Source organism: Stomatobaculum sp. (assembly GCF_057248925.1).
In genome coordinates this window covers 36,256-60,859 of sequence record NZ_DBHIHF010000016.1, presented here as the reverse complement: position 1 = coordinate 60,859, position 24,604 = coordinate 36,256, and the positions used below count along the sequence as shown (strand labels likewise).

General features: G+C 56.6%; 25 protein-coding genes. 21 read left to right on the top strand and 4 right to left on the bottom strand.

Going from position 1 to position 24,604, the window contains the following annotated elements; all coding sequences use genetic code 11:
• Positions 1 to 334 (top strand): LPXTG cell wall anchor domain-containing protein (locus tag ACO4XG_RS07300; protein ID WP_485129673.1); only part of this gene is annotated, 334 nt, incomplete at its 5' end.
• Positions 335 to 536: 202 nt separating this feature from the next.
• Here ACO4XG_RS07300 and ACO4XG_RS07295 read toward each other — a convergent pair.
• Together ACO4XG_RS07295 and relB are read right to left on the bottom strand one after the other, a co-directional pair.
• Positions 537 to 806: a type II toxin-antitoxin system RelE family toxin gene (locus ACO4XG_RS07295; RefSeq protein ID WP_308509327.1), complete on the bottom strand. Its 270-nt coding sequence runs from the start codon at positions 804 to 806 to the stop codon at positions 537 to 539.
• Positions 803 to 1,027 carry a type II toxin-antitoxin system RelB family antitoxin gene (gene relB, locus ACO4XG_RS07290; RefSeq protein WP_308509326.1) on the bottom strand — a complete coding sequence of 75 codons (225 nt, stop codon included), beginning with the start codon at positions 1,025 to 1,027 and terminating at the stop codon, positions 803 to 805. Before relB ends, ACO4XG_RS07295 begins: the two co-directional genes overlap by 4 nt.
• Positions 1,028 to 1,240: 213 nt before the next feature.
• On the opposite strand from relB, the gene ACO4XG_RS07285 reads away from it, so the two are divergent.
• Positions 1,241 to 2,104 (top strand): DMT family transporter, encoded by an 864-nt coding sequence (locus ACO4XG_RS07285; protein WP_308509325.1) that lies wholly within the window; start codon positions 1,241 to 1,243, stop codon positions 2,102 to 2,104.
• Between the two features lies 1 nt (position 2,105).
• On the opposite strand, the gene ACO4XG_RS07280 is transcribed toward ACO4XG_RS07285, so the two are convergent.
• Positions 2,106 to 2,957, bottom strand: a complete 852-nt coding sequence (locus ACO4XG_RS07280) for an aminotransferase class IV (protein ID WP_308509324.1) — start codon at positions 2,955 to 2,957, stop codon at positions 2,106 to 2,108.
• 168 nt (positions 2,958 to 3,125) lie between these two features.
• On the opposite strand from ACO4XG_RS07280, the gene cls reads away from it, so the two are divergent.
• The 14 genes from cls (at position 3,126) to yajC (ending at position 17,027) form a co-directional block, all read left to right on the top strand.
• A complete protein-coding gene (cls, locus tag ACO4XG_RS07275) occupies positions 3,126 to 4,688 on the top strand; it encodes a cardiolipin synthase (protein WP_308509323.1) in 1,563 nt (520 codons plus the stop codon).
• Between the two features lie 10 nt (positions 4,689 to 4,698).
• Positions 4,699 to 5,619 carry a mechanosensitive ion channel family protein gene (locus ACO4XG_RS07270; protein WP_308509322.1) on the top strand — a complete coding sequence of 307 codons (921 nt, stop codon included), beginning with the start codon at positions 4,699 to 4,701 and terminating at the stop codon, positions 5,617 to 5,619.
• Between the two features lie 3 nt (positions 5,620 to 5,622).
• Positions 5,623 to 6,495: a DegV family protein gene (locus tag ACO4XG_RS07265; RefSeq protein WP_308509321.1), complete on the top strand. Its 873-nt coding sequence runs from the start codon at positions 5,623 to 5,625 to the stop codon at positions 6,493 to 6,495.
• 13 nt (positions 6,496 to 6,508) lie between these two features.
• Positions 6,509 to 7,711, top strand: coding sequence for a class I SAM-dependent rRNA methyltransferase (locus ACO4XG_RS07260; protein WP_308509320.1), 1,203 nt, complete (start codon positions 6,509 to 6,511; stop codon positions 7,709 to 7,711).
• Positions 7,712 to 7,869: 158 nt separating this feature from the next.
• On the top strand, positions 7,870 to 8,031 hold the full coding sequence (gene rpmG, locus ACO4XG_RS07255) for a 50S ribosomal protein L33 (protein ID WP_009533442.1): 162 nt from the start codon (positions 7,870 to 7,872) through the stop codon (positions 8,029 to 8,031).
• Positions 8,032 to 8,153: 122 nt separating this feature from the next.
• Complete coding sequence (locus ACO4XG_RS07250; RefSeq protein ID WP_308509319.1) at positions 8,154 to 8,831, top strand: uracil-DNA glycosylase; 678 nt, start codon at positions 8,154 to 8,156, stop codon at positions 8,829 to 8,831.
• Between the two features lie 44 nt (positions 8,832 to 8,875).
• On the top strand, positions 8,876 to 9,736 hold the full coding sequence (locus ACO4XG_RS07245; RefSeq protein WP_308509318.1) for an undecaprenyl-diphosphate phosphatase: 861 nt from the start codon (positions 8,876 to 8,878) through the stop codon (positions 9,734 to 9,736).
• Positions 9,736 to 10,224, top strand: coding sequence for a signal peptidase II (locus ACO4XG_RS07240; RefSeq protein WP_308509317.1), 489 nt, complete (start codon positions 9,736 to 9,738; stop codon positions 10,222 to 10,224). Before ACO4XG_RS07245 ends, ACO4XG_RS07240 begins: the two co-directional genes overlap by 1 nt.
• Positions 10,221 to 11,489 (top strand): HlyC/CorC family transporter, encoded by a 1,269-nt coding sequence (locus ACO4XG_RS07235; RefSeq protein WP_308509316.1) that lies wholly within the window; start codon positions 10,221 to 10,223, stop codon positions 11,487 to 11,489. Before ACO4XG_RS07240 ends, ACO4XG_RS07235 begins: the two co-directional genes overlap by 4 nt.
• 51 nt (positions 11,490 to 11,540) lie before the next feature.
• Positions 11,541 to 11,687, top strand: a complete 147-nt coding sequence (scfA, locus tag ACO4XG_RS07230) for a six-cysteine ranthipeptide SCIFF (protein ID WP_009533447.1) — start codon at positions 11,541 to 11,543, stop codon at positions 11,685 to 11,687.
• A gap of 151 nt (positions 11,688 to 11,838) precedes the next feature.
• Complete coding sequence (gene scfB, locus ACO4XG_RS07225; protein WP_308509315.1) at positions 11,839 to 13,269, top strand: thioether cross-link-forming SCIFF peptide maturase; 1,431 nt, start codon at positions 11,839 to 11,841, stop codon at positions 13,267 to 13,269.
• 22 nt (positions 13,270 to 13,291) lie between these two features.
• On the top strand, positions 13,292 to 15,487 hold the full coding sequence (gene secD, locus ACO4XG_RS07220; protein ID WP_308509314.1) for a protein translocase subunit SecD: 2,196 nt from the start codon (positions 13,292 to 13,294) through the stop codon (positions 15,485 to 15,487).
• Between the two features lie 134 nt (positions 15,488 to 15,621).
• Positions 15,622 to 16,725 carry a tRNA guanosine(34) transglycosylase Tgt gene (tgt, locus tag ACO4XG_RS07215; protein ID WP_485129674.1) on the top strand — a complete coding sequence of 368 codons (1,104 nt, stop codon included), beginning with the start codon at positions 15,622 to 15,624 and terminating at the stop codon, positions 16,723 to 16,725.
• Positions 16,722 to 17,027, top strand: a complete 306-nt coding sequence (yajC, locus tag ACO4XG_RS07210; RefSeq protein WP_009533451.1) for a preprotein translocase subunit YajC — start codon at positions 16,722 to 16,724, stop codon at positions 17,025 to 17,027. Before tgt ends, yajC begins: the two co-directional genes overlap by 4 nt.
• A gap of 55 nt (positions 17,028 to 17,082) precedes the next feature.
• On the opposite strand, the gene ACO4XG_RS07205 is transcribed toward yajC, so the two are convergent.
• Positions 17,083 to 17,685, bottom strand: a complete 603-nt coding sequence (locus tag ACO4XG_RS07205) for a TetR/AcrR family transcriptional regulator (protein ID WP_308509312.1) — start codon at positions 17,683 to 17,685, stop codon at positions 17,083 to 17,085.
• Positions 17,686 to 17,782: 97 nt separating this feature from the next.
• On the opposite strand from ACO4XG_RS07205, the gene ACO4XG_RS07200 reads away from it, so the two are divergent.
• The 5 genes from ACO4XG_RS07200 (at position 17,783) to ACO4XG_RS07180 (ending at position 24,593) form a co-directional block, all read left to right on the top strand.
• Entirely contained in the window at positions 17,783 to 20,251 is a 2,469-nt protein-coding gene (locus ACO4XG_RS07200; RefSeq protein WP_308509311.1) for a hypothetical protein, read from the top strand.
• Positions 20,252 to 20,323: 72 nt separating this feature from the next.
• Positions 20,324 to 21,616, top strand: a complete 1,293-nt coding sequence (locus ACO4XG_RS07195; RefSeq protein ID WP_308509310.1) for a UDP-N-acetylglucosamine 1-carboxyvinyltransferase — start codon at positions 20,324 to 20,326, stop codon at positions 21,614 to 21,616.
• Between the two features lie 23 nt (positions 21,617 to 21,639).
• A complete protein-coding gene (gene metK, locus ACO4XG_RS07190; RefSeq protein WP_308509309.1) occupies positions 21,640 to 22,824 on the top strand; it encodes a methionine adenosyltransferase in 1,185 nt (394 codons plus the stop codon).
• 33 nt (positions 22,825 to 22,857) lie between these two features.
• On the top strand, positions 22,858 to 23,913 hold the full coding sequence (locus tag ACO4XG_RS07185; RefSeq protein WP_308509308.1) for a sensor histidine kinase: 1,056 nt from the start codon (positions 22,858 to 22,860) through the stop codon (positions 23,911 to 23,913).
• Positions 23,910 to 24,593, top strand: coding sequence for a response regulator transcription factor (locus tag ACO4XG_RS07180; RefSeq protein WP_308509307.1), 684 nt, complete (start codon positions 23,910 to 23,912; stop codon positions 24,591 to 24,593). Before ACO4XG_RS07185 ends, ACO4XG_RS07180 begins: the two co-directional genes overlap by 4 nt.
• Positions 24,594 to 24,604 lie beyond the last annotated feature (11 nt).

Genomic DNA, 24,604 nt, shown 5'->3' with positions numbered 1-24,604 from the left:
CAGAAACGGCGGACACCGCGCGACCATCAGCCCGAACAATGTCGCGCCGCTTCCGGCGAACAACGCAAAGCCGTCCGAGACACCGACAGTCGACAACAAGCCTGCCACGGTCGAGCCGACCCCGCAGAAGAACGCGGACCGGCAGGGCGATGGGAAACTCGGGGAGAAGAACGGCGGCAAGAAGCCGACCGCAGCACAGGGCACTGCGCTGCAGGGCAGAAAGCGCCGTCTCCCGAAGACCGGTGAGGCGCCGCTCGCGCTGAACTACGCAGGTCTTGCGCTCGGCATGCTGCTCGCAGGCTTTGCGGTCGCGAAGAAGAAAGAAGAGCGGTAAAAGCCGGAGAGCCGAAAGAACCGGCACTTGCAGGCAGAAACAGGCAAGAAGAAAGGCGCTGTGCGAAAGCACAGCGCCTTTTTGCGTGCGTAGTCAGGATAGTTTGTCCGCTTAGCCTCAATAAAGTTGTTGATACGGGCGCTTCTTTGTCTTAAATCAGCCTTTTGCCGAAGCAGAAATGCAGTTCGTTCGGCAATATCGGTCAGGCTTTATAGACGCTGTTCCTGTGTCCGACCTCGATGGCGAGAATGATCAGTTCCTTGTCCTCGATTTCGGCAAGGATGCGATAATTTCCGACTCGATATCTCCATTGACCGCTGCGGTTTGAAGCCAAGCCTTTTCCGTGACGCCGCGGGTCATCGGTATCGACTAAGTTCTTTTCAATCCAGGACTTGATCAGAATGAGGACAGAGCGATCAAATTTTTTGAGTGACTGAATTGCCTTTTTGGTATAGCGCACGCTGTAGCTCATAGGCCGAGTTCAGCCCAGGTTTCTTCATGGGAGTAGCTTTTCACCTTGCCGCGGGCTTTTGCAGCTTCGTACGCGGAAAAGACTTGCAAATCGTACTCATCCTCCAATTTGGATAGCATGGTGCGGCGAATCAACTCGGATAAACTGGTTTGATTTAACTTGGCAAAGTCTTGGAAGAGTTTTAACTCTTCTTCGCTGACGCGCAAACTGATTGTTGGCATAATAACGACCTCCTGTAATACAACTGTATTGACAAGCCGGAACTTTGTCAAGCAAACACAAATAGCAAGCGCTAAATGTATCTATATAACAGAAGGCAGAAGGTGGGAAATGCAATGGAGCATAGAAAAACTGTCTGAAACTTCCGCGAATCGCGCCTTGCGAAAAACACGGTTTCATCGCAAAATAATAAAAAAGGACAGCAAAGTGAGGAAATGGGTTTGAGAGGAAATACCGCGAAGGGAATTTTATTCATTGTGCTCGCTGCGGCAGGCTTTTCGCTGATGGCGGTTTTTGTGCGACTTGCGGGGACATTGCCGGTCATGCAGAAGGTCTTTTTCCGCAATCTGGTCGCCGCGCTGGTCGCAATTCTTATGTTGCGGCGCGCGGGAGAGCCATTCCGAATCGGGAAGGGCAATCGCCTGGCGGTGTTTCTGCGCTCGTTTGTCGGCATGCTCGGTGTCATCGCGAACTTCTGGGCCATCGATCATCTGCCGATTGCCGATTCGACGATGCTCAATAAAATGTCGCCGTTTTTTGCGATTCTGATGTCGCTCTTTATTTTGCGAGAGCGGCCGGTGAAGCGGGACTGGTTTTGCCTGCTGGTCGCGCTCACGGGGGCCGTTCTGGTCATCAAGCCGGGAATCGGTCTCGCCTCGGTGTCGGCGCTGGTCGGTCTCTTCGGCGGTTTTTGCGCGGGCACGGCCTATACCTTTGTCCGGAAGGCGGGACAGGGTGGTGTCAAGGGACCGGTGATTATCCTCTCGTTTTCGGTGTTTTCCTGCATCACGGTGTTGCCGTTCATGCTTGCGGGATATGAGCCCATGGGGGCGCGGCAGCTCGCGTTTTTACTTCTGTCCGGCTGCGCGGCTGCGCTCGGGCAGCTCGGCATCACGATGGCCTACACCTATGCACCGGCCAAGGAAATTTCGGTCTACGACTACATTCAGGTGGTGTTTGCGGCGCTCTTTGGGTTTCTCTTATTCGGAGAATTGCCGGATCTGCTCAGCGTATTCGGCTATGTGCTGATCATCGGCACGGCGGTGTACCGTTTTCTCGCAAGCAAAAAGACCGCCTGAATCAGGCGGTCACGGTCATGTATTCGTCGAGCAGGTAGCGGCGCAGGCGCTCAAAGAGTTCGGGAGCCTTGCCGCCGACTGCTTTGCCGTCAATCCGGTCGGCGCGAATGCAGAGGTTTGAGGAACTTGTGACAATGACTTCATCTGCCGCGAAGAGCTCTGAGAGCGTAAAGGCGGTCTCATCGGTCGGAATCGAGAGAGCCTCGCAGGCGCGGAGCAGATGGGCGCGGGCAATGCCGCCGAGAATCAGGTTGTCGGCCGGGTGGGTTTTCAGAACGCCGTCCTTTAAAATGTGGACATTCGAGTGCGCGCACTCGGTCACGAGTTCGCCCGGGCGGTACAGAACCGCTTCGGCTGCGCCCGCATCGCGCGCTTTCTCGGAGGCCATGACGGACGGAATCAGGTTCAGTGTCTTGATGTTGCAGTGCAAAAAGCGGGTGTCCTCGCAGGTAATCAGGGACACGGGCTCTGCGCCGTCGGAAATTTTGTTCGGTGTCAGGGTGACCCAGAGTTTGCCGGGCACACCGTGCTCGTAACAGTGGGAGCGCTTCTGAACGGTAGGATTGCCGCGCGTCACCTGGTAGTAGACAAAGAGCTCATCGTCATCCATTTCCCGGAGCAGGCGCTGTAGGAGCGCTTTCAGCTCGTCTTTTGTGAGCGGCATCGTGATGTCGAGCAGGGATGCGCTCCGGAAAAAGCGATCCACATGTTCATCGAGTGCGAAGATAACGCCGTGCCGCGCGGGACCTGCGTCGTAGACGCCGTCGCCGAACCAGGAGGCGCGGTCACACATGGGAATTTGCATCTCGCTGAGGGGACCGAAGTTGCCGTCGTAATAGCCTAGTTCTTTCATCTTGTTTCCTCCTGTAAAAGCGGGCTGCCGCCGTATTTTGACACTTCTATTTTACCACAGACTTGCTTACAATGCGGGGCGGAAGTGCATAAAAACGCGACAAGAAGGGCCTCTCGTGTTACACTGAGAGAACAATTTCTTCAAACGACGGAAAGGATACAGGGAGAGATGAGACGGGCAATGCGGGTGGAGCGAAAAACAGAGGTGCGAAACGGCATCAAGCGCGGCTTGTTTGCGGTCTTCGCAATTCTGCTTGAGTTAATCTGGCTCTATGTGATGATTCGGGATCTGACGGGCGATTACCCCTGGATTCCGGTTCTGATTCACACCCTCGCGTTCATTCTGGTGCTCGGAATTTACGGGCGGCATATCAACGCCGCGATGAAAATGCCCTGGATTTTGCTGATCGCCGCGGCGCCGTTTTTCGGCGTTCCGCTGTATCTCTTAATCGGCTTTAACGGCGCGACCCACCGCATGCGGCTGCGCTATGAGAAAATCGAGGAGCGCTTGTTTCCGGCCATGCCGCAGCAGGGCGGTATTTTAGAGGAACTCGAGACTGTGGACTACGGCATCGCAAACCAGTTCCGCTACCTCTCGGACCGGCTCGGCTATCCGGTGTACCGCGACACCGACATCTGTTTTTATCCGACGGCGGAGGAAGCCTTTGCGGCGCAACTGGAGGCGCTCAAAAAGGCAGAGCGTTTCATCTTCATGGAGTACCACGCGATTGAGGAGAAGAGCGCGTTTGAGCGCCTCTTCGAGGTCCTCTCGGCGCGCGCGGCCGCAGGGGTGGAGGTCCGGCTTTTCTATGACGACATCGGCAGCATCTGGTTCATCGACCACGATTTTATCCGGCGCATGGAGGCGGCCGGCATCCATACGAGAGTCTTTAATCCGATGACCCCCTTTTTCAATGCGTTTCTGGATCACCGGGATCACCGGAAAATTACGGTGATCGACGGAAAGGTAGGCTTTACCGGCGGCTACAATCTGGCCGAAGAATATTTTAACATCACGCATCCTTACGGGCACTGGTTTGACACGGGCATACGCCTGACCGGAGAGGCGGTGCGCAGCCTGACCGGCATCTTCCTCGAGAACTGGAATGCGATTCGGAAGGGCGGGGGAGAGGTTGAGAAGTTCGAGGAATACCTCGCGCTGCCGGACTACTGCGCGGCGGAACCCGGCTACTGCCAGCCTTATGCGGATTCGCCGCTGGACCACGAGCAGACGGGCGAAAATGTGTACATGAACCTCGTAAACCACGCGAAGCGCTATGTCTACTTCATGACACCGTATCTCATTATCACGGACGAGATGAGTCAGGCTTTCTGCCTCGCGGCAAAGCGGGGCGTGGATGTGCGCATCATAACGCCCGGCATTCCGGACAAGAAGATGGTCTACCAGGCGACGCGCTCCTACTACAATGTGCTCTCGCGCGCGGGTGTCCGGATTTACGAATACACACCGGGCTTCATGCACGCGAAGCAATGTGTCGCGGACGATGAAATTGCGACCTGCGGGACCATCAACTTAGACTTCCGTTCGCTCTACCACCACTTTGAGAACGGCGTCCTCTTTTATCGCTATCATGCGGTTCTCGACATCAAGCAGTGTTTTCTGGATACCTTCCCGCAGTGCCGCGAGGTCACGGAGCGGTATCTCCACGGCAGAACGCTGTTTCAGCGGGCAGAGCACTGTCTGCTCCGCCTGATTTCGCCGCTACTTTGAGGAGGCAATCATGACAGATCAAGTCGGACAAGTTTCGAATGCGGTCTCGGAGGCGGTCACGGAGAAGGTGACCGAGCATGTGACCTTTGTGCAGTGGTTCTGGCACAATGTGCTCTGGAAACCCGGAACGGGGGAAATGCTCTGGGGGATGCTGCTCCGCGTAGTCTTTGCCGCGCTGCTCTGGTGGATCGGCACGCGCCTCATCCGGAAGATTCTGGGACTCTCGCTCAGATCGAAGATGCAGCTGCCGATGGACAGAACCATGCGGCGCTTCCTCCTGAATGCGACCCGGACGGCGCTCTACGCACTGCTGGTGCTCGCGGTCATTGCGGTGCTCGGCATCCCGATGGCTTCGGTCACGGCGGTCGTCGCTTCGACCGGTGTGACCTTAGGGCTCGCGATGCAGGGCGCGCTCTCGAACCTCGCGGGTGGCATTATGCTGACGCTCACGCGTCCGTTTGCAATCGGCGATTATATCGAGGCAGCGCAGGTCGGCGGTACGGTTGAAGAAATCGGACTCTTTTACACGATTCTGGTCGGCATCGATAACAAGAAGATCACGGTGCCGAACGGCAGCCTGATGAATGCGAACATCACGAACTACAGCTCCATGGCAAAGCGCCGTCTGGATCTCACCTTTCTGGTCGGGCGGAACGAGGATCCCGAACACGTCAAAGAGATTTTACGGGCGGCGATTGCGGCGGAGAGCGCGGTTCTACAGCCGCCGGACGCCGTCGCGGCGCCCTTTGTCGCACTCACGGAACTGCAGGAAAAGGGCCTGCTCTTTACACTTCGGGTCTGGTGTAAGAACCCGGATTACTGGAACTTAAACTTTGCGCTCACGGAGCGCATTGCGAAAGCGTTTCAACAGGAACACATTTCCCCGCCCGCACAGCCCTACCGCGCCGTGGGCGAGAATGAGGAGAGGTAAATCATGAAGACAGCGATAGTGACAGATTCCAACAGCGGTATTTCCCAGGCGGAGGCCGAGCAGCTCGGTATTTTTGTGCTGCCCATGCCCTTTATTGCGGGCGAGGAAGTGTATCACGAGGGAAAGAACCTCACACCGGATCGCTTCTACGAACTTTTGCAGAGCGATACGGTGCTTCGTACTTCGCAGCCTTCACCGGGCGAGATGGCGGCGCTCTGGGACCGCGTGCTCGAGGACTATGAGGAACTGCTCTTTATTCCGATGTCCTCGGGGCTCAGCGCCTCCTATGCTTCCGCGTGTCTGCTGGCCGAGGAGTACGACGGCCGGGTTGCGGTTGCGGATGCGCACCGCATTTCGATTACGATGCGGCACAGTATCCGGGATGCGCTCGCGATGCGGGAGGCAGGACTCTCGGCGCAGGAGATGAAGGAAGAGATTGAAAAACTCGCTTTTCTCTCGATTGTCTATGTCGGCGTGGAGGATCTGAAATATCTGAAGCGCGGCGGCCGGATTTCGGGGGCGGCTGCCACGGTCGGCAGTATTCTGAACATTAAGCCGCTCCTGGTCATCAAGGGAGAGAAGGTCGAGCCGTTTGCGACGGTCCGCGGCACAAAGCACTGCAAGAAGCGGGAAGTCGAGGAGATTGTCAAGGCAGCCGCGGAATTCCGCGCGGAGGGCAGAAAGATATGGGTCGGCCAGACCGGAAGTTTCTTGGAGGCGGCCGATGTCGCCGACTGGCAGGCGCTCGGAAAGGCGGCCTTTCCGGAGGAGACCGTGACCTACGACCCGCTGTCCTACAGCGTCGCCTGCCACACGGGGCCGAACGCTTTCGGCATGGGGGTCTCGGTGCGCTGGGAACCCGGCATGCGAAACTGAGGAGGAACGGAACATGTATCCCTGCAAGGTAACGGTGAAAAAGGGAGCGGCCCGGAGTTTTAAGAGCGGCGGCGCCTGGATTTATGACAACGAAGTGGAGCGGATTGAGGGCGGTTTTACAAACGGCGATCTCGTGACTGTGCTGGATTTTGACGGCTATCCGCTCGGCAATGGTTTTCTGAACATGCACTCCAAGCTGCGTGTTCGCATGATGACGCGGCACGCGGAGCAGCAGATTGACGAGGCGTTCTTAAGACAGCGCCTTCTGGACGCCGTGCGCCTCCGGAAGCAGGTCATTGACACCTCGGCCTGCCGACTGATTTTCGGGGAGGCAGATTTTATGCCGGGACTCACGGTCGATAAATTCGGCGATGTCCTGGTGCTCGAGAGCCTAGCGCTCGGCATGGACAGGATGAAGGAGACTGTGCTCCGGCTCCTGCTCGAAGTGCTCTCCGGCGAGGGACTGCCGATACGCGGCGTCTTCGAGCGGAGCGATGCGAAGGAGCGGCTCAAAGAGGGGATGGAACGGCATAAGGGCTTCCTCTCGGCGCCCTTTGACACGAAAGTCGAGATTCGGGAAAACGGCGTTCGCTATCTCGTGGATGTCGCAGAGGGACAGAAAACAGGTTTCTTTCTGGATCAGAAGCTGAATCGCCGCGCGATTCAGCGGTTTGCGCCGGGCGCCAGAGTGCTGGACTGCTTCACGCACACGGGTTCCTTTGCTTTAAACGCGGGTCTTGCGGGCGCACGGCAAGTGCTGGGGGTCGATGCCTCGGCGCTCGGCGTTTCGCAGGCCACCGAGAATGCTGCGTTAAACGGACTCTCGGCGCGCGTGCGCTTTGAGACCGCGGATGTGTTTGAGTTGCTGCCGAAACTGGAGGCCGCGAAAGAGCGCTTTGAACTTGTAATTCTGGATCCCCCGGCCTTTACCAAGTCGCGCGAGACGATTAAGCGCGCGGTCAAGGGCTATCGGGACATTAACCTCCGCGGGATGAAGCTTGTGAAGGACGGCGGCTTTTTGGCGACCTGTTCCTGCTCGCACTTCATGGATCAGGAGCTGTTTGCGAGAACCCTTCAGGAAGCGGCGCGCGGCGCAAGAAAGCGCCTTCGCCAGGTGTACTTTTCCACGCAGGCACCGGATCACCCGATTCTCTGGGCGGCCGGGGAAACCTATTACCTCAAATTTTTCATTTTCCAGGTGCTCGACGAAAAATAAAGGCGCGCACGGATTGACAGCCGAGTAAGGCTTTGCTACTATCAATATGCAAACAGGATGCAAATACGAGTGCCTCAAAGTCGCAAGAGCCTCCCTGTTCCACATCCTGTGTCCGCTCCGGCGCACTGCCGGAGCGTTTTGCTGAGAGGAGAAAAGCCATGGCAAATTCAGGAAGAACGCGCGTCACCCTTGCCTGCACGGAGTGCGGGGATCGGAACTATACCACTACGAAGAACAAGAAACTCCACCCGGAGCGCATGGAGGCAATGAAGTATTGCCCGAGACTTCGGCGCTATACGCTGCACCGGGAAGTGCGCTGAGTGCGAAACAAACCCCTTGCACGGCAAAAAAGCCGCGCAGGGGGTTTCGTTTTATGCTATGATTTAGGCATATTTTTAAAGAAAAACAAATAGTTACCGCGAGGAGAGGAAGGTGAGGTTTTGTGGCAGCCATTCAGAATGACTGGCTCCCGGCGCTTCGGGCAGAGTTTAAAAAGCCGTACTATGCGAAGCTGTATCACTTTATAGAAGAGGAATACCGGACGGGGACGGTGTACCCGGCGGCGGATCGGATTTTTGAGGCACTGACGCTGACGCCGCTTGAAAAGGTCCGCGTCGTGATTCTGGGGCAGGACCCCTACCACGAGCCGAATCAGGCGCACGGACTCGCCTTTTCGGTGTTGCCGACGCAACCGGTAATTCCGCCTTCGCTGAAGAACATTTATCGCGAACTGCACGACGAGTTGGGCTGCTATATTCCGAACAACGGGTATCTCAAAAAATGGGCGGAACAGGGTGTACTGCTTTTGAACACGGTTCTCACGGTGCGTGCCCACGCGGCTTTTTCCCACCGGAATCAGGGTTGGGAACAGTTTACAGATGCCATTCTCGCCGCGGCGAATCGGTCGGACCATCGCTTGGTCTTTCTGCTCTGGGGACGCCCCGCGCAGGAAAAGCTCCCGATGCTTGACACGTCGAGACATCTCGTATTGACTTCGCCCCACCCCTCGCCGCTTTCGGCGAGCCGCGGTTTCTTTGGCTGCGGGCATTTCCGGAAGACCAATGAATTCCTGCGGTCGGTCGGCGAAGCGCCGATTGACTGGCAGATTGAAGATATATGACGCCGTAAGGCGGAATAACAAAAAAAGGAGAACAGAGAAGACGCATGCGCATCATAGAAATCCTGAAAGTCATAGTGCTCGGCATGGTGGAGGGGTTCACGGAGTGGCTCCCCATCAGTTCGACCGGCCACCTTATTTTGATCAACAAATTGATTCAGCTGGATGTATCGCCGGAATTCATGGAGATGTTTCGCGTTGTGATTCAGCTCGGCGCGATTCTCGCAGTCGTGCTGCTCTATTTTGAGCGGCTGAATCCCTTGAGTCGCTCGAAACGAGGCGACCAGAGATGGGTAGCGCTGACGCTCTGGAGTAAAATCATAGTCGCCTGCATCCCGGCGGCGATACTCGGAAAGCTTCTCGACGACTGGATGGACGCCCATCTCTACAACGGCCTCGTGGTTTCGATTATGCTGGTCGTTTACGGTATTCTCTTCATTCTGATTGAGAACCGGAATCAGACGAGCAAGCCGCAGATTACTAAAATGTGGCAGCTCAACTACCAGACCGCGCTCTACATCGGCATGTTTCAGGTGCTTGCGCTGATTCCCGGTACCTCGCGCTCGGGCGTCACGATACTCGGCGCAGTGCTTCTCGGCTGTTCCCGCGCGGTGGCGGCAGAGTTTTCCTTCTTTGTCGGCATCCCGATTATGTTCGGCGCGAGCCTCCTGAAGTTTGTAAAATTTATAAAATTCGGCATCCCCTTCGGCAATGCCGAGATTCTCTACCTCGTGCTCGGCATGGCGGTGGCCTTCCTGGTCTCGCTGTACTCGATACGCTTCCTGATGAGCTGGGTTAAGAAAAACGACTTCAAGGTCTTCGGTTATTACCGGATTGTGCTGGGCGTCATTGTGCTGATCTGGTACATCATGTCTACGCTGATGGGGCGGAGCATGGGGGCGGCGTGATGTGGTACTATCGCCTGATTGCCTGTCTGACGGCGCTCGATCTGATCGGAAAAAGCGCAATCGAGGGCCTGCCGGATAGCTCGTTTCCGCGGGAAATGCCGGACGGGAAACCGGTGTTGCTGCTCAAAAAATTTCGGAATCACGGCCTGCCGTTCGGGTTTCTGGAAAAACGCCGGGAGGTGGTAAAATACGGACCGCTGCTGGTCGAGAGCCTCGTGCTGCTTCGCTTCTCGCGCCTCTTGCCGAAGCGCGGGCGGAGAAGCGAAAAGACGGCGCTCGCGCTGGTGCTTGCGGGCGGCGGGAGCAATTTGTTTGACCGCTTTTTCCGGGGCTATGTGGTTGATTATTTTTCGTTTATGCCAAAAAAATTGCGCCATCTGGTCTTTAATCTGGGAGACCTCTACATTGCCGTCGGTATGTCTGTCCTGTCGGCGACGGAACTTGTGCGAGGCCTTCGGCGCATCGGAACAAAAGGAGTGAAACATTGAGTCATCAGGATCTTGTCGAACTATGTATGCTGATTGCCCTGCTTGTGCTCTCGGCGCTGTTTTCTTCTTCGGAGACCGCGCTCACCACGGTGAACCGCATCCGCGTCCGGACCCTTGCGGGCCAGGGGGACAAGCGTGCCATGACCCTGCTCGCGGTGTTACAGAACCCCGAGAAAATGCTCTCGGTCATTCTGATCGGCAACAATGTCGTGAATCTCTATGCCTCCTCGCTCGCGACGACCGTGACCCTCTCGCTCTTCGGCAGCAAACTGGTCGGCGTCGCGACGGGCATCCTGACCCTCGCCGTGCTGGTCTTCGGTGAAGTCGCGCCGAAGACGATGGCAAGCCGCAATGCCGAGCATCTTGCACTTCGCGCGGCAGGACCTGTCAAGATGCTGATGTGGCTGTTTACGCCGCTGGTCTTTGTGGTCAACAATCTGGCGCGGCTCGTGATGAAGCTGTTCGGCGCGGATCGTCCCGGCAAGCGGGAACTCATGACCGCGGAGGAGTTGCGGACCATTGTGCAGGTCGGGCATGAAGACGGTGTGCTTGAGAACAGCGAGCGGAAGATGATTGACAATGTGTTTGACTTCGGCGACCGCAGTGCGCGCGACATCATGATTCCCCGCATCGATATGACCTGTATCGATGTAGAGGCCGGTTACGACGAGCTCATGGAAGTGGTGCGCGAGGAAAAGTATACGCGCATTCCGGTCTACAAAGACAGCGCCGATACCATCGTGGGCATTCTGAACATCAAGGATCTTTTGTTCCGCGAGCAGGATAAGCCCTTCCGCATCGCGGAGCTCATGCGGAAGCCGCTCTTTACCTATGAGCAGAAAAAGACTTCGGAACTCATGGTCGAGATGCGGAAAAATTATACGAATCTCGCGATTGTGCTCGATGAATACGGCGTGACGGCCGGCATGGTCACGATGGAGGATATTCTCGAGGAGATTGTAGGGGAAATCCGCGACGAATACGACCGCGACGAGGAGAAGAGCATACGGCGCATCGCCCCGAACACCTATCTCATCGAGGGCAATGTGAAGATTGACGATGTGAACGAGGTCCTGCAGTTGCACCTCGCCTCGGAGGACTATGAGTCGATCGGCGGCTATGTGCTCGAGCAGCTCGAACACTTTCCGAAGGAAGGAGAGTGCGTGACGAAAGGCGGTATCAGCTTCACGGTCACGCGCATGGAGCAGACCCGGATTGCCGAGGTGAAGCTCTCTTTGACACCGGAGAAATCCGTTGTCAAGTAATTTTTCGTATGCTATACTTTTTTCAGTATCACGGAGAGGAGGATTAAGAAGATGAAGCATGTTATGACGCTGAATGAGAAGCCTCTGAAGGCAAGCATGGCGCACGGTGGTTGCGGTGAGTGCCAGACTTCCTGCCAGTCCGCGTGCAAGACTTCCTGCACCGTTGGAAATCAGAGCTGCGAGAACGAGAACAGATAAGATCCCGGAGACGTCGGGAGACCCCTACAGTCTGAAGAGGATTGTAGGGGTTCTTATCTTGCAGAGTATTTTTGCGGTCTGCGCGCGGCGGAGACCGCATAAAGATAGAGAGAAGTTTGTATTTGAGCAGAGATAGAAAGCAGGTAAAGGCTTGATTCATCAGTTTATTAACAACGGCATTGCCATCGTGATGGATGTAAATTCCGGCTCGGTGCATGTCGCAGACCCCGCATTTTACCGCGCCGTACAGGTGACGGAGCCTCTGGTCGGAGAACTGGAGCGGCCGGAGCCGCTTCCGGAGGCTGCCAAGGAGGCAGTCCGGAAGGAACTCGGCGGTGAGTTTCCGGCGGAGGAAATCGAAGAGGTCATCGAGACCATACAGGCGCTCATTGACGGCGAAGAGCTGTTCACCAAGGACAGCTACCAGATGTTTGTGCGCGACTTCAAGGCAAGAAAGACGGTTGTCAAGGCACTCTGTCTTCACATTGCACACGACTGCAACCTCGCATGTCGCTATTGCTTTGCGGAAGAGGGTGAGTATCACGGCAGAAGAGCGCTGATGAGTTTTGAAGTCGGCAAGAAGGCACTGGATTTCCTTGTCGCGAATTCCGGCGCAAGACGGAATCTCGAGGTCGATTTCTTCGGCGGCGAGCCGACCATGAACTGGAAGGTCGTTAAGCAGCTTGTCGAATACGGGCGTTCGCTCGAGAAGACGCACGACAAAAAGTTCCGCTTTACGCTGACCACGAACGGCGTGCTCTTAAATGATGAGATCACGGAGTTCTGCAACCGCGAGATGTCGAATGTGGTCCTCTCGCTGGACGGCCGGAAAGAAGTGAACGACCGCATGCGCCCCACGCGCGGCGGGCAGGGCAGCTATGACATCATTGTCCCGAAGTTCCAGCGCTTTGCGGCGGAGCGGGACAAGGAGCACAAGGATTATTACATTCGCGGCACGTTTACGCACAACAATCTGGAGTTCTCAGAGGATGTGCTACACTTTGCGGATCTCGGCTTCAAGAAGATGAGCATGGAGCCGGTGGTCGCGGATCCCGCGGAGCCCTATGCGATTCGCGAAGAAGACTTGCCGATGATTCTCGAGCAGTACGATAAGCTCGCGGCCGAGTATGTGAAGCGTCGCCGGGAGGGCAAGGGCTTTGTCTTTTTCCACTTCCAGATTGATTTGAAGCAGGGCCCCTGTGTCGCGAAGCGCCTCTCCGGCTGCGGCTCGGGCACCGAGTATCTCGCGGTCACACCCTGGGGTGATTTTTACCCCTGCCATCAGTTTGTCGGCAAAGAGGAATTTTTGCTCGGCAACGTCGATACCGGCATTCAGCGCAGCGATATTTGCGACGAGTTCAAGCTTTGCAATGTCTATGCAAAGCCGAAGTGCAAGGATTGCGAAGTGCGTTTCTATTGCAGTGGCGGCTGCGCGGCAAATTCTCAGAACTTCCATCACAATCTGACGGATGCCTATGAGATCGGCTGTGCGATGCAGAAAAAGCGGATTGAGTGTGCCATCATGATCAAAGCGGCTGAAATGCTGGACGCCGCGGCGGCGGAGGAAGCAAAGGCAATCTGACAGTTTAGGGAGGGTAATTAGTATGAAGAGCGAAAAGGGAAAGGGTGCGCTGCGCCTTCTGGTGCTCCTGGCAGTGCTGGTCGGCTTCTTGTATCTCGCATTCGACAGTATGCGCGGAAACAAGATTAAGCTCGGCCTCGATTTGGCGGGCGGCGTCAGCATCACGTATCAGGCGAAGGAAGAGAATCCGAGCTCGCAGGACATGAAGGATACCATCTTCAAGCTCCAGCGGCGTGTGGAGACGTATTCCACCGAGGCGCAGGTCTATCAGGAGGGACGGAACCGCATCAACATCGATATTCCGGGCGTCTCCGATGCCAATCAGATTCTCGAGGATCTCGGTCGGCCGGGTTCGCTGACCTTCGTGGATCCGAGCGGTAATACCATTCTGACCGGCGATCAGGTGAAGAGCGCAAAGCCTGCGCAGATGCAGAACAAGACCACGGGACAGAGCCAGTATCTCGTGGAGCTCGTCTTCACCGAGGAGGGCTCGAAGGCCTTTGCCGATGCGACGAGCAAGCTGGTCGGTCAGCACATTGCGATTATCTACGACGGCAGAACCTATTCAAATCCCGTCGTCAAGGAAGCCATCACCGGCGGTACCTGCCAGATTGACGGTATGCAGAGCTACGATGAGGCGGATCAGCTCGCGTCCACGATCCGCATCGGTTCGCTGCGTCTCGAGCTCGAAGAGCTCCGCTCGAATGTGGTCGGCGCACAGCTCGGCCAGCAGGCGATTCACACCAGCTTGAAGGCCGGTGCGGTCGGATTTCTCGCGATTGTCGCGATTATGGTCGGCATCTTCTGGCTGCCGGGTCTCGCGGCTTCGCTCGCACTCGCACTGTACATCAGCCTCACGGTCTGCCTGATCAGTGCATTTGACATCACGATGACCCTTCCGGGTATCGCGGGTATCATTCTCTCGGTCGGTATGGCGGTTGATGCGAATGTCATCATCTTTACCCGTATCCGCGAGGAAATCGGACTCGGCAGAAGCGTGCGGGATGCGGTCAAGGCCGGCTTCCACAAGGCACTCTCCGCGATTGTCGACGGCAATATCACGACGCTGATTGCGGCGGCGGTCCTCTACATCATGGGCACCGGCACCATCAAGGGCTTTGCGACGACCCTCGGACTCGGCGTTGTGGTCTCGATGTTCACGGCACTTTTGATTACGAGAAGCTGGGTCACGGCCTTCCTGGAGCTCGGCCTCGACAAGAAGGGACTGTTCGGCGCGGTCAAGGAGAGAAAGACCTTCGACTTTGTCGGCAAGAGAAAATTCTTCTTCGGCTTTGCGCTGGTCATCATCGCCTCCGGTTTCATCGGCATGGGCGTTTACCGGGCAAAGACCGGCAGCGCGCTGAATTTCGGCCTCGACTTTAAGGGCGGCACCTCGACGAACGTGACCTTCAATCAGGACATGTCGCTCGAGCAGATCGACGCGGAAGTGAAGCCGGTGGTCGCAGCTGTGACCGGCGACAACGACATTCAGGCGGCAAAGGTGCAGGGAACCAACGAGGTCATCATCAAGACTCGCGCGCTGAGCGTCGAAGAGCGCCAGTCTCTCGACCAGGCGCTCTCGGAGAAGTTCTCGGTCGATCAGGAGAAGATCACGGCGGAGAGCATCTCCGGCACGATCTCGGGCGAGATGCGCCGTGACGCGGTGCTCGCGGTTACGATTGCACTGCTTCTCATGCTGGTCTACATCCGCTTCCGTTTCTCGAATTTCCGCTTTGCGGCTTCGGCCATCATGTGCCTCTGCCACGACGTGTTGGTGCTCTTTGCCTTCTACGTGTTGTTCCGCTGGAGCATCGGCTCCTCGTTCGTGGCCTGCATGCTGACGCTGGTCGGTTACTCGATTAACGACACGATTGTTATCTTTGACCGCATTCGCGAGAATCAGAAGCTCTTCCCGCGCATGGACAGAAGAGAGATTGCGAACAAGAGTATCACGGAGACCTTCTCGCGCTCCATTCTGACTTCGCTCACGACCTTTGTGACCATCTTTATTCTCTTCCTGCTCGGTGTGTCCTCGATTCGCGACTTCACCCTGCCGCTCATGGTGGGAACGGTCTTCGGCACCTATTCTTCGATTGCAATCGCAAGCCCGCTTTGGGATCTCATGGAGGGCAAGCACGACAAGAAGAAGGCCGAGGAAGAGGCGGCGCAAAAGGCTGCGGAGAAGGCGGAAAAGGCTGCAAAGAAAAAGAAAAAGTAATTCGTTCCGGGAGCAGAACTCTCGGTGATACGCGAATAGAAGAGGGGGAGCAGAGCTCCTCCTCTTCTTGGCAGAGAGGATACGTTGTGAAATACAAAATTCTGGCAAGCGAGGGAAGAGCAAAGCGCGCACATATGGAGACGGTGCACGGCAGCGTTGAGACGCCGGTCTTTATGAATGTCGGCACGGTCGCGGCCATTAAAGGCGCGGTCTCGACCGATGATTTAAAAGAAATCGGCACACAGGTGCAGCTCTCAAACACCTATCACCTCCATGTGCGCCCGGGTGACGGAAAGGTCTCCGGCGACCGGCTGATACACGAATTCGGCGGCCTGCACCGCTTCATGCACTGGGACAGACCGATTCTCACAGACTCCGGCGGTTTTCAGGTGTTTTCGCTGTCGGGCATGCGGAAAATCAAGGAGGAAGGCGTTACTTTCCGCTCTCACATCGACGGCAGAAAGATTTTCATGGGACCGGAGGAGAGCATGCAAATCCAGTCGAATCTCGGCTCTACGATTGCAATGGCTTTTGACGAGTGTCCGCCGAGCCTCGCGGAGCGAAGCTATATCGAGCAGAGTGTGGACCGGACCACGCGCTGGTTAAAGCGCTGCAAAACGGAGATGGCGCGGCTCAATGCCCTGCCGGACCGCGTGAATCCGTCGCAGCTCTTGTTCGGCATCAACCAGGGCGGCATTCTCGAGGATGTGCGCATACGCCACGCGAGAGAGATACGCGAACTGGATCTCGACGGCTACGCGGTCGGCGGCCTTGCGGTCGGCGAGAGCGCCGAAGAGATGTATCGCATTCTGGATACCGTGGTGCCGGAGCTGCCGCGCGAAAAGCCGACTTACCTGATGGGTGTCGGGACACCGCAGAACATCCTAGAGGCAGTGGAGCGCGGCGTGGACTTCTTTGACTGCGTGTATCCGTCCAGAAACGGCCGCCACGGCCATGCATATACAAACAGCGGCAAGATTAATCTCTTCAATAAAAAATACGAACTGGATCCGAGGCCGATTGAAGAAGGCTGCGGCTGTCCGGCCTGCCGCTCCTATTCCCGCGCGTATATCCGCCACCTCTTAAAGGCAGGGGAGATGCTCGGAATGCGGCTTTGCGTCTTGCATAATCTTTACTTCTATAATACAATGATGCAGGAAATCCGTGACGCCATCGAAAAAGGTGAGTTCCGGGCATATAAAGAGAGAAAAATAAAAGGTATGGAGGCAAAAGCATGAGCGGAGTCTTACTGGCAGGCGGGACGAACAACATCCTGTTCTGGGGTGTTTACATTGTGTTTTTCGGTGCGCTGATTTATTTCATGGCATACCGCCCGCAGCAGAAGCAGAAGAAGCAGCAGGAAGAGTTGTTTGCGAGCATCGCAATCGGCGATTCGGTGCTCACGACGGCGGGTTTTTATGGCGTTATCATCGACATGACCGATGACACCGTGATCGTTGAGTTTGGCAACAACAAGAATTGCCGGATCCCGATGCAGAAGTCTGCGATTGTCCAGGTGGAGAAGCCGGGCGAAAATTGACGAGAGACAAAAAGAGCGTCGGCGCTGTGCCGACGCTCTTTTACTATCTCAAGGGTCAGGACCGGGTCAGAGTCCAGTCCGGCGGTAACAGGGTGGAGGAGCCGAAAACAACAAAGCGCTCCGCGAGTGCGGACATATCCTCCGGCGATAAATCGGTGTCGTTTTCAACCCAGCGGCGTATCATGCCGATTGCGCCGTCGATGACATAGGAGTAGAAATATTCATACTCGTAGGAAGATTTGCCGTCGATGGCAGCCCACCACGGCACCAGAATTTTCTCCTGAAAGACCGCGCGAAGCTGGTCGAGAAAATGCGGGTCGCCGTTCACCCCGAGCAGAATCCGGAACAGGTCTGCGTTCTTCTGGACAAAGTAGAGCAGGTCAATCAGAAGCTTCCGGGGACTGCCCTTGACCTCCTGGGCGTCGTGGCGCTCGAGGAGCGCGGTGAACTGAAGAAACATCTCCTCCTCCAGATTTTTCAGGAGGTCAAAGACATCGTGATAGTGCAGATAAAAGGTGCCGCGGTTGATGTCGGCGAGCTCGGTGAGCTCCCGTACGCTGATATCCTTGACAGGCTTTTTCAGGAGAAGCGCACTGAGACAGCGGCGCAGTGCCGCACGTGTCTTTCGGATTCTTCGGTCTGGTCTGTCTTCGTTCATAAAAAAAGCTGCCTCCTCTGCTACAAATCTGCTAACCTATAGAATAACATTTCGCTTGTCGTTTTACAATCACAGAGCCTGAAAGAAGAGAGAAGTTATGTCAATTACGATGAATCATGTGCCAAAAAGAAGATTGCGCTTCCGTTTGCTGCTTTTTTTCCTGCTCTTTGCGGTGGCACTTACGGTCTGGTTCGCGCTCTCTCTGCGGGAGCAGCGGAAGCAGCGCGAGGGCGAGAGAACCTATCTCGCGGAGCCGGCACTGCCGGTGGTCTGGACGGAGACCCTGTCGCGCCGCATGGATGTGCTGCGCGCCTACAAGAATCCGACCGATGCCGATATCGCCTATGACAGCCTGATTATCCTGCCGGAGGATCGGAAGCTACCGCTCTCGGTGGAGAGCGGTGCGGTGACCGTGACGGGCATCCGCTACGAAATTCGTTCGACCGACTTAAAGGATCTGATTGAGCGGACCGAGATTACGGACTGGGAGACACAGGATAAAAACGTAAAAGTGGTGTTGCCGATTCAGAATCTCGTGCAGCCGGGGACGGAGTATCGCCTGGATCTCACGGTAAAAACCGCGGAGGCCGGAGAGCTGCATTACTACGCGCGCATTCTGCAGGACGCCGCAGGCCGGGCAGGCGACTTTGTGGCACTTGCGGAGGGCTTCAGCAATCGGAATTTCGACTATGACAGCGCGAAGGAAAATGCTGTCTTCCTCGAGAGCGGCGACGGCGGCGACAATACGAGCCTCGGGCATGTCGATTTGAAGTCCAGCTTTAATCAGCTGACCTACGGGGGACTCAAACTCACGATTACGGGAGAGGCGGATCTTCGTCTCCTCGAGTACAACGGGAACACGGCCATTGTGTCGCGGAGTTTTCTTGCGTCGCGGGACAGCGAGGACCAGAGCCAGATGCAGTTTGAAATCGAGGAGAATTTCGTGATGCGGAAGGGGCCGGAGCGCATTTACCTGATGGACTACACCCGCACGATGCACGAGATTTTTCTCGGCGATCAGTCCGGCTTTTCCGGCAATAAGATGTACCTCGGCATCAGCGAGGACGGCAGCGTACAGGCGGAGAGCAGCAAGGGCAAGCGCTGGAAAGCCGTGGTGTCGAGCGGCGATCTCTGGCTGCTTGACGGTGCGCGCAGTCTCTACACGCGCATCTTTTCGTTCCGGAGCGGTGTGGACAGCGGTATCCGCGCGGGGTACCGGAAGCACCGCCTGAAAATTCTCTCGCTCTCCGACAAGGGAGACATTGACTTTGTGCTCGCGGGCTATATGAACCGCGGAGAACACGAGGGTGAGGTCGGCATCTCGCTGATGCACTATGACAGCGCAAAGAGCGCGGTCACGGAACAGGCGTTTATTCCGAGCACGGAGAGCTTTGAGGAACTCTGGGCGGACATGGAAACGCTCTCGGCGGAGAGCGGTGGCTCGATGTTTTATTTCAAGCTCGGCAATGCGGTCTACGGCCTCGATCTGCAGAGCAAGGAGTACATTGTGCTCTGTGCCGATGCGGCACAGAGTAACCTGCAGGTCAGCGCCTCACAGGAGGAACTCGCCTGGCAAGACACGGCAAACCGGTTCGGCGCTTCGACACTGGTGCAAATGCAGGTTGCCAACCGGAGCCGGACCAATATCAACGCCGGCGCAGGGCAGTTACTTCGCCCGCTCGGCTACCTCGGACACGACTTGACGGTCGGTCTCGCCGAAGAGGGAAATACCTGGGATTTGAACGGCATCACGCGGGAGCTCCCGCTCTCGGCGCTCGAAATCACGGACAACTATGCGAAGACACCGGATCCGACGCGCTACGAGGAGAACGGTGTACTGCTCTCGGACATCAATGTGACCGGTTCGCGCGTGCACCTCGAGAAGCTGTCGAAGACAGGAGACCACAGTTTTCGCGTGATCGGCAGCGATACCATCGTCTCGAATTCGCTCGAAGAGGTGGCACCGCGGGTGTTGACGGAGAACAGCGCGGAGAAGGAGAAGGTTTATTACACGGCGACACCGCGTGGCTTCCAGGACAGAAGAGCCCGCGCGGCGGCCTCGGACGCCGTGAGCTTTGACAGTGCGCCGCGGATGCAGGTTGACAAGCAGAGCGATGACGGCGCGCGCTACGAGGCGTACGGCCAGGGCAAATATCTGGGGCGTTTTCAGACCGCGGGCGAGGCCATCAATGCGGCCTATGAGAGCCGGGGCTATGTGCGCGCCGACGGCAGCATGCTCTACTGCCGCGCGGGCACGGCGAGCGCGCGCAATATCAAGAGCCCGGAGCAGAGTAAGGATGCCCTTTTGTCAGCGCGGCAGAACGGCACGGCGCTGGATCTCTACGGCACCGATCTGCGCGCGGCGCTCTACTTTGTCGCAAACGGCATGCCTTTGCTCGCCTACTCGGACGGCGGCGCGCCACTCATTCTCTACGGTTACGACCGCGCGACCGTTTCGCTGTACCGGATTGACGACGGCACTTACTTTAAGCTCACAATGGAAGAGGCAGAGCGCATGTTTGAGAACGGAAGATGTGACTTTACGGCGCTCCCGGCCGCGCGCTGATTTACGAACCAAGAAAGCTGTGATATAGTAGCACTGACCATGTTCTGGCGACAATACGCCAAAAGGAGTGAAATGGCACAATATATCATGAAAGGCGGAAATCCGCTGGTCGGTGAAGTCACGATCAGCGGCGCAAAGAACGCGGCGCTTGGCATACTCGCAGCATCCGTCATGGCCGATGAGGATGTGTTGATTGAAAACTTACCGGATGTCCGGGATATCAATATGATGCTGGAGGCAATCCGGGAGATCGGGGCGGAAGTGACGCGCCTTGACACGCACACCGTGCGCATCAACGGCAAATCCATCTCGGCGCTCTCGGTGGAATCGGAGAATATGAAGCGGATTCGCGCCTCGTACTATCTGATCGGCGCCCTGCTCGGCAAGTACCGGCGGGCGGATGTGCCGATGCCGGGCGGTTGTGATATCGGGCAGCGTCCCATAGACCAGCATTTGAAAGGCTTCACGGCACTCGGCGGAGAGGCGGAGCTTGTCAACGGAAGAATCTGCGTTGCGGCGAAGAGATTGCGCGGTGAGCATATCTTTTTCGATGTCGTCTCGGTCGGTGCCACCATCAATGTGATGATGGCGGCGGCGCTCTCGGAGGGGAGAACCATACTCGAGAATGCGGCGAAGGAACCGCACATCGTCGATGTCGCAAACTTTCTGAACAGCATGGGCGCGAATATCAAGGGCGCCGGCACCGATGTGATTCGCATTGTCGGTGTGCCGCGGTTTCACGGGACCACTTATTCGATTATCCCGGATCAGATTGAGGCGGGCACCTTCATGTTCGCGGCAGCGATTACGCGGGGCGATATCCGTGTGAAAAACCTGATTCCGAAGCATATGGAGGCAATCAGCGCAAAGCTCTATGAGATGGGCTGCGAGCTGGTCGAGTCCGACGACGAGATTCGCGTCATCGGGACGCCGCGGCTTCGCGCCGTCAATGTAAAGACACTGCCCTATCCGGGCTTTCCGACCGACATGCAGCCGCAGGTCGGCACGGCGATGTCTCTGGCGCGTGGCACCAGCGTATTGACGGAGTCGATTTTTGAGAGCCGCTACCGCTATTTGCAGGAACTCCGGCGCATGGGCGCCTGTAACAAGGTGGAAGGCAATACGGCCATTATCAGCGGTGTTGAAAAACTAAGCGGCGCGGAGATCAAAGCCTGCGACCTTCGGGCAGGCGCGGCACTGGTGCTCGCGGGCCTTGCGGCCGAAGGCATCACAACAATTTCAGATATCCATTTTATCCAGCGCGGCTATGAACATTTCGAGGAAAAGCTCCGCGCGCTCGGCGCTATGATTGAATTGGCGGAGAACGAGCGGGAGGTCCGGAAGTTCAAACTGGTCGCCGGATGAGCAAGCAGTAGAGGAGAGAAAGAATGGAGAGAAGATTATTCACTTCGGAGTCCGTGACCGAGGGACATCCGGATAAAATTTGCGACCAGATTTCGGACGCGGTTCTGGACGCCCTGCTCGCCGAGGATCCGGAGAGCCGGGTGGCCTGCGAGACCTCGACGACGACCGGTCTCGTGGTGCTGATGGGAGAAATTTCCACAACGGCGCGGATTGACTATCAGCAGCTGGTGCGCGACACCATCCGGGAGATCGGCTATACGAGAGGTAAGTACGGGTTTGACTGTGATACCTGTGCCGTGCTGACCGCACTCCACGAGCAGTCGCCGGACATCGCGCAGGGCGTGAACCATGCGCTCGAGGAGCGCGAGGGTGAGAAGGAGTGGGATTTGAACCAGGGAGCCGGCGATCAGGGTCTCATGTTCGGCTATGCCTGCCGGGAGACGGAGGAGCTCATGCCCTATCCGATCAGCCTCGCGCACAAGCTCTGCCGCAAGCTGACCGAGCTCAGAAAGACAAAGAGACTCCCGTATCTCCGCCCGGACGGCAAGAGCCAGGTCACGGTTGAGTACGATGAGAACGGAAAGCCGGCGCGTCTCGACGCTGTCGTGCTCTCGACCCAGCATGATCCGGATGTGAGCCAAGAGAAGATTCACGCGGACATCAAGAAATATATTTTCGACGAGGTGCTGCCGGCGGAACTGGTCGACGAGCACACGCGCTTTTATATCAATCCGACCGGCCGCTTTGTAATCGGCGGACCGAACGGCGATGCGGGTCTCACCGGCAGAAAGATTATTGTCGACACCTACGGCGGTTATGCGCGCCACGGCGGCGGCGCATTCTCGGGCAAGGATCCGTCCAAGGTGGACCGCTCGGCAGCGTATGCGGCGCGTTATGTCGCAAAGAATCTGGTGGCCGCGGGTCTCGCGGACAGTGTCGAGATTCAGCTCTCCTATGCGATCGGCGTCGCGACGCCGACGTCGGTCTCGGTGAATTCCTTCGGAACCGGCAAGCTCTCGGACGAGCAGCTCTGCGATATTGTGCGGAAGGAGTTCGATCTCCGGCCGGCCGGCATCATCCGCATGCTCGACCTGAAGCGTCCCATTTACCGGCAGACCGCAGCGTACGGCCATTTCGGCAGAGAGGACCTTTCTCTTCCGTGGGAGAAGACGGATCGCGCGGAACAGTTGAAGAAATATCTCGCCTGAGATTTTGAATAGTTTTGCTCGGAGGGACTGTCTGTGAAGCAGACCAGAATCAGGTTATTCGGTTCGGTCCTGATGATTAGCATCATTCCCATGGCACTTTTCATTTTGGGCGTTTGGAAGAACAGCGATTCCTATCTGACCACGCAAGTGTTCATCTCGGGAATTGCTGTTCTTGTTATAGTGGCTTTTTCGATGGCGTTCTGGTTTTACGGTGCGATGATATTGCCGCTCGAGCGTCTCGAGCAGGCGATGCGGGAAATTAAAAACGGAAATTTTGACGTGCCGCTGAACACCGAGGACGTGTCGAGCGAGATGCGCGGCCTCATGGATGACTTTGAGGAGATGCGGCTTCGCCTGAAGGAGAATCAGGAGGAGAAGCAGAAGGCAGACAGCGACGCAAAGGAATTTTTAAGCAACATCACCCACGACTTAAAGACCCCGATTACCTCAATCAAGGGTTATGTGGAGGGAATTCAGGACGGCGTCGCGAGCAGTCCCGCGCAGATGGACCGCTATATCCGCACCATCTATAACAAGGCAAACGAGATGGATCATCTGATCGACGAACTCACCTTTTATACCAAAATCGATGCGAATCGCATCCCCTATCACTTCGCGATTCTGCCGGCGGCTCAGTTCTTTGCGGACTGTGCCGAGGACTTGCGGCTCGAGACCGAAGCGCAGGGCTTTCTCTTTTCTTATACGGCGGCACTCGGCAGCGAGGTCAGAATCATCGCCGACGCCGAGCAGATGCGGCGTGTCATCAACAACATCATCAGCAATTCGATTAAGTACTGCGACAAGAAGCCGGGACAAATCCGGATGCGCGTGATGGACGACGGCGATTTTGTGCGCGTGGAACTGTCCGACAACGGCCCCGGCATTTCGAAGCAGCAGTTGCCCTATGTGTTTGAGCGCTTCTTTCGCGCGGACGAGGCACGGAGCTTTAAGGGCGGCAGCGGCATAGGCCTCTCGATTGTGAAGAAAATCATAGAGGATCACGGCGGCAGGGTCTGGGCGCGCTCGGAATCCGGGAAGGGCATGACGATACTATTCTCGCTCAGAAAACATATGGAGGATATGACTTGAAACGCATATTGATTGTCGAGGACGATGAGAGCATTGCGGAGCTGGAGCGCGACTATCTGCAGGCGAGCGGCTTTGAGACGAAACTCTGCTTCAACGGGCGCGAGGGCATGCAGGAGGCGCTTGGCGGCACCTATGATTTGATGATTCTGGATTTGATGCTGCCGGGGGAGAGCGGATTTGAGATTTGCCGTGAGGTCAGAGAGCGTTTTAACACCCCGATTCTGATTGTGAGTGCAAAGCGGGACGATATCGACAAGGTGCAGGGCCTCGGGCTCGGTGCCGATGACTATATCACGAAGCCCTTCTCGCCGCGGGAGCTTGTGGCGCGCGTGCGGGCGCATTTGAGTCGCTATGAGCGTCTGGTCTCCGCGAAACAGGGCGATGTCCTCGTGATCCGGGGGCTGAAAATAGACCGGAGCGCGCACCGCGTCTTTGTGAACGGCGAGGAGCGGACGCTCACGGCAAAGGAATTCGATCTTCTGAACTTCCTCGCCTCGAACCCGAACCGCGTGTTTAAGCGGGACGAATTGTTTCGTGAAATCTGGGGCGAAGAGAGTATCGGTGAAATTGCGACGATTACAGTGCACATCAAAAAGATACGGGAAAAGATAGAGGTGGACAGCGCAAAGCCGCAGTACATTGAGACCATCTGGGGTGTCGGCTATCGCTTTCGCGTATGACAAGGAGGAAG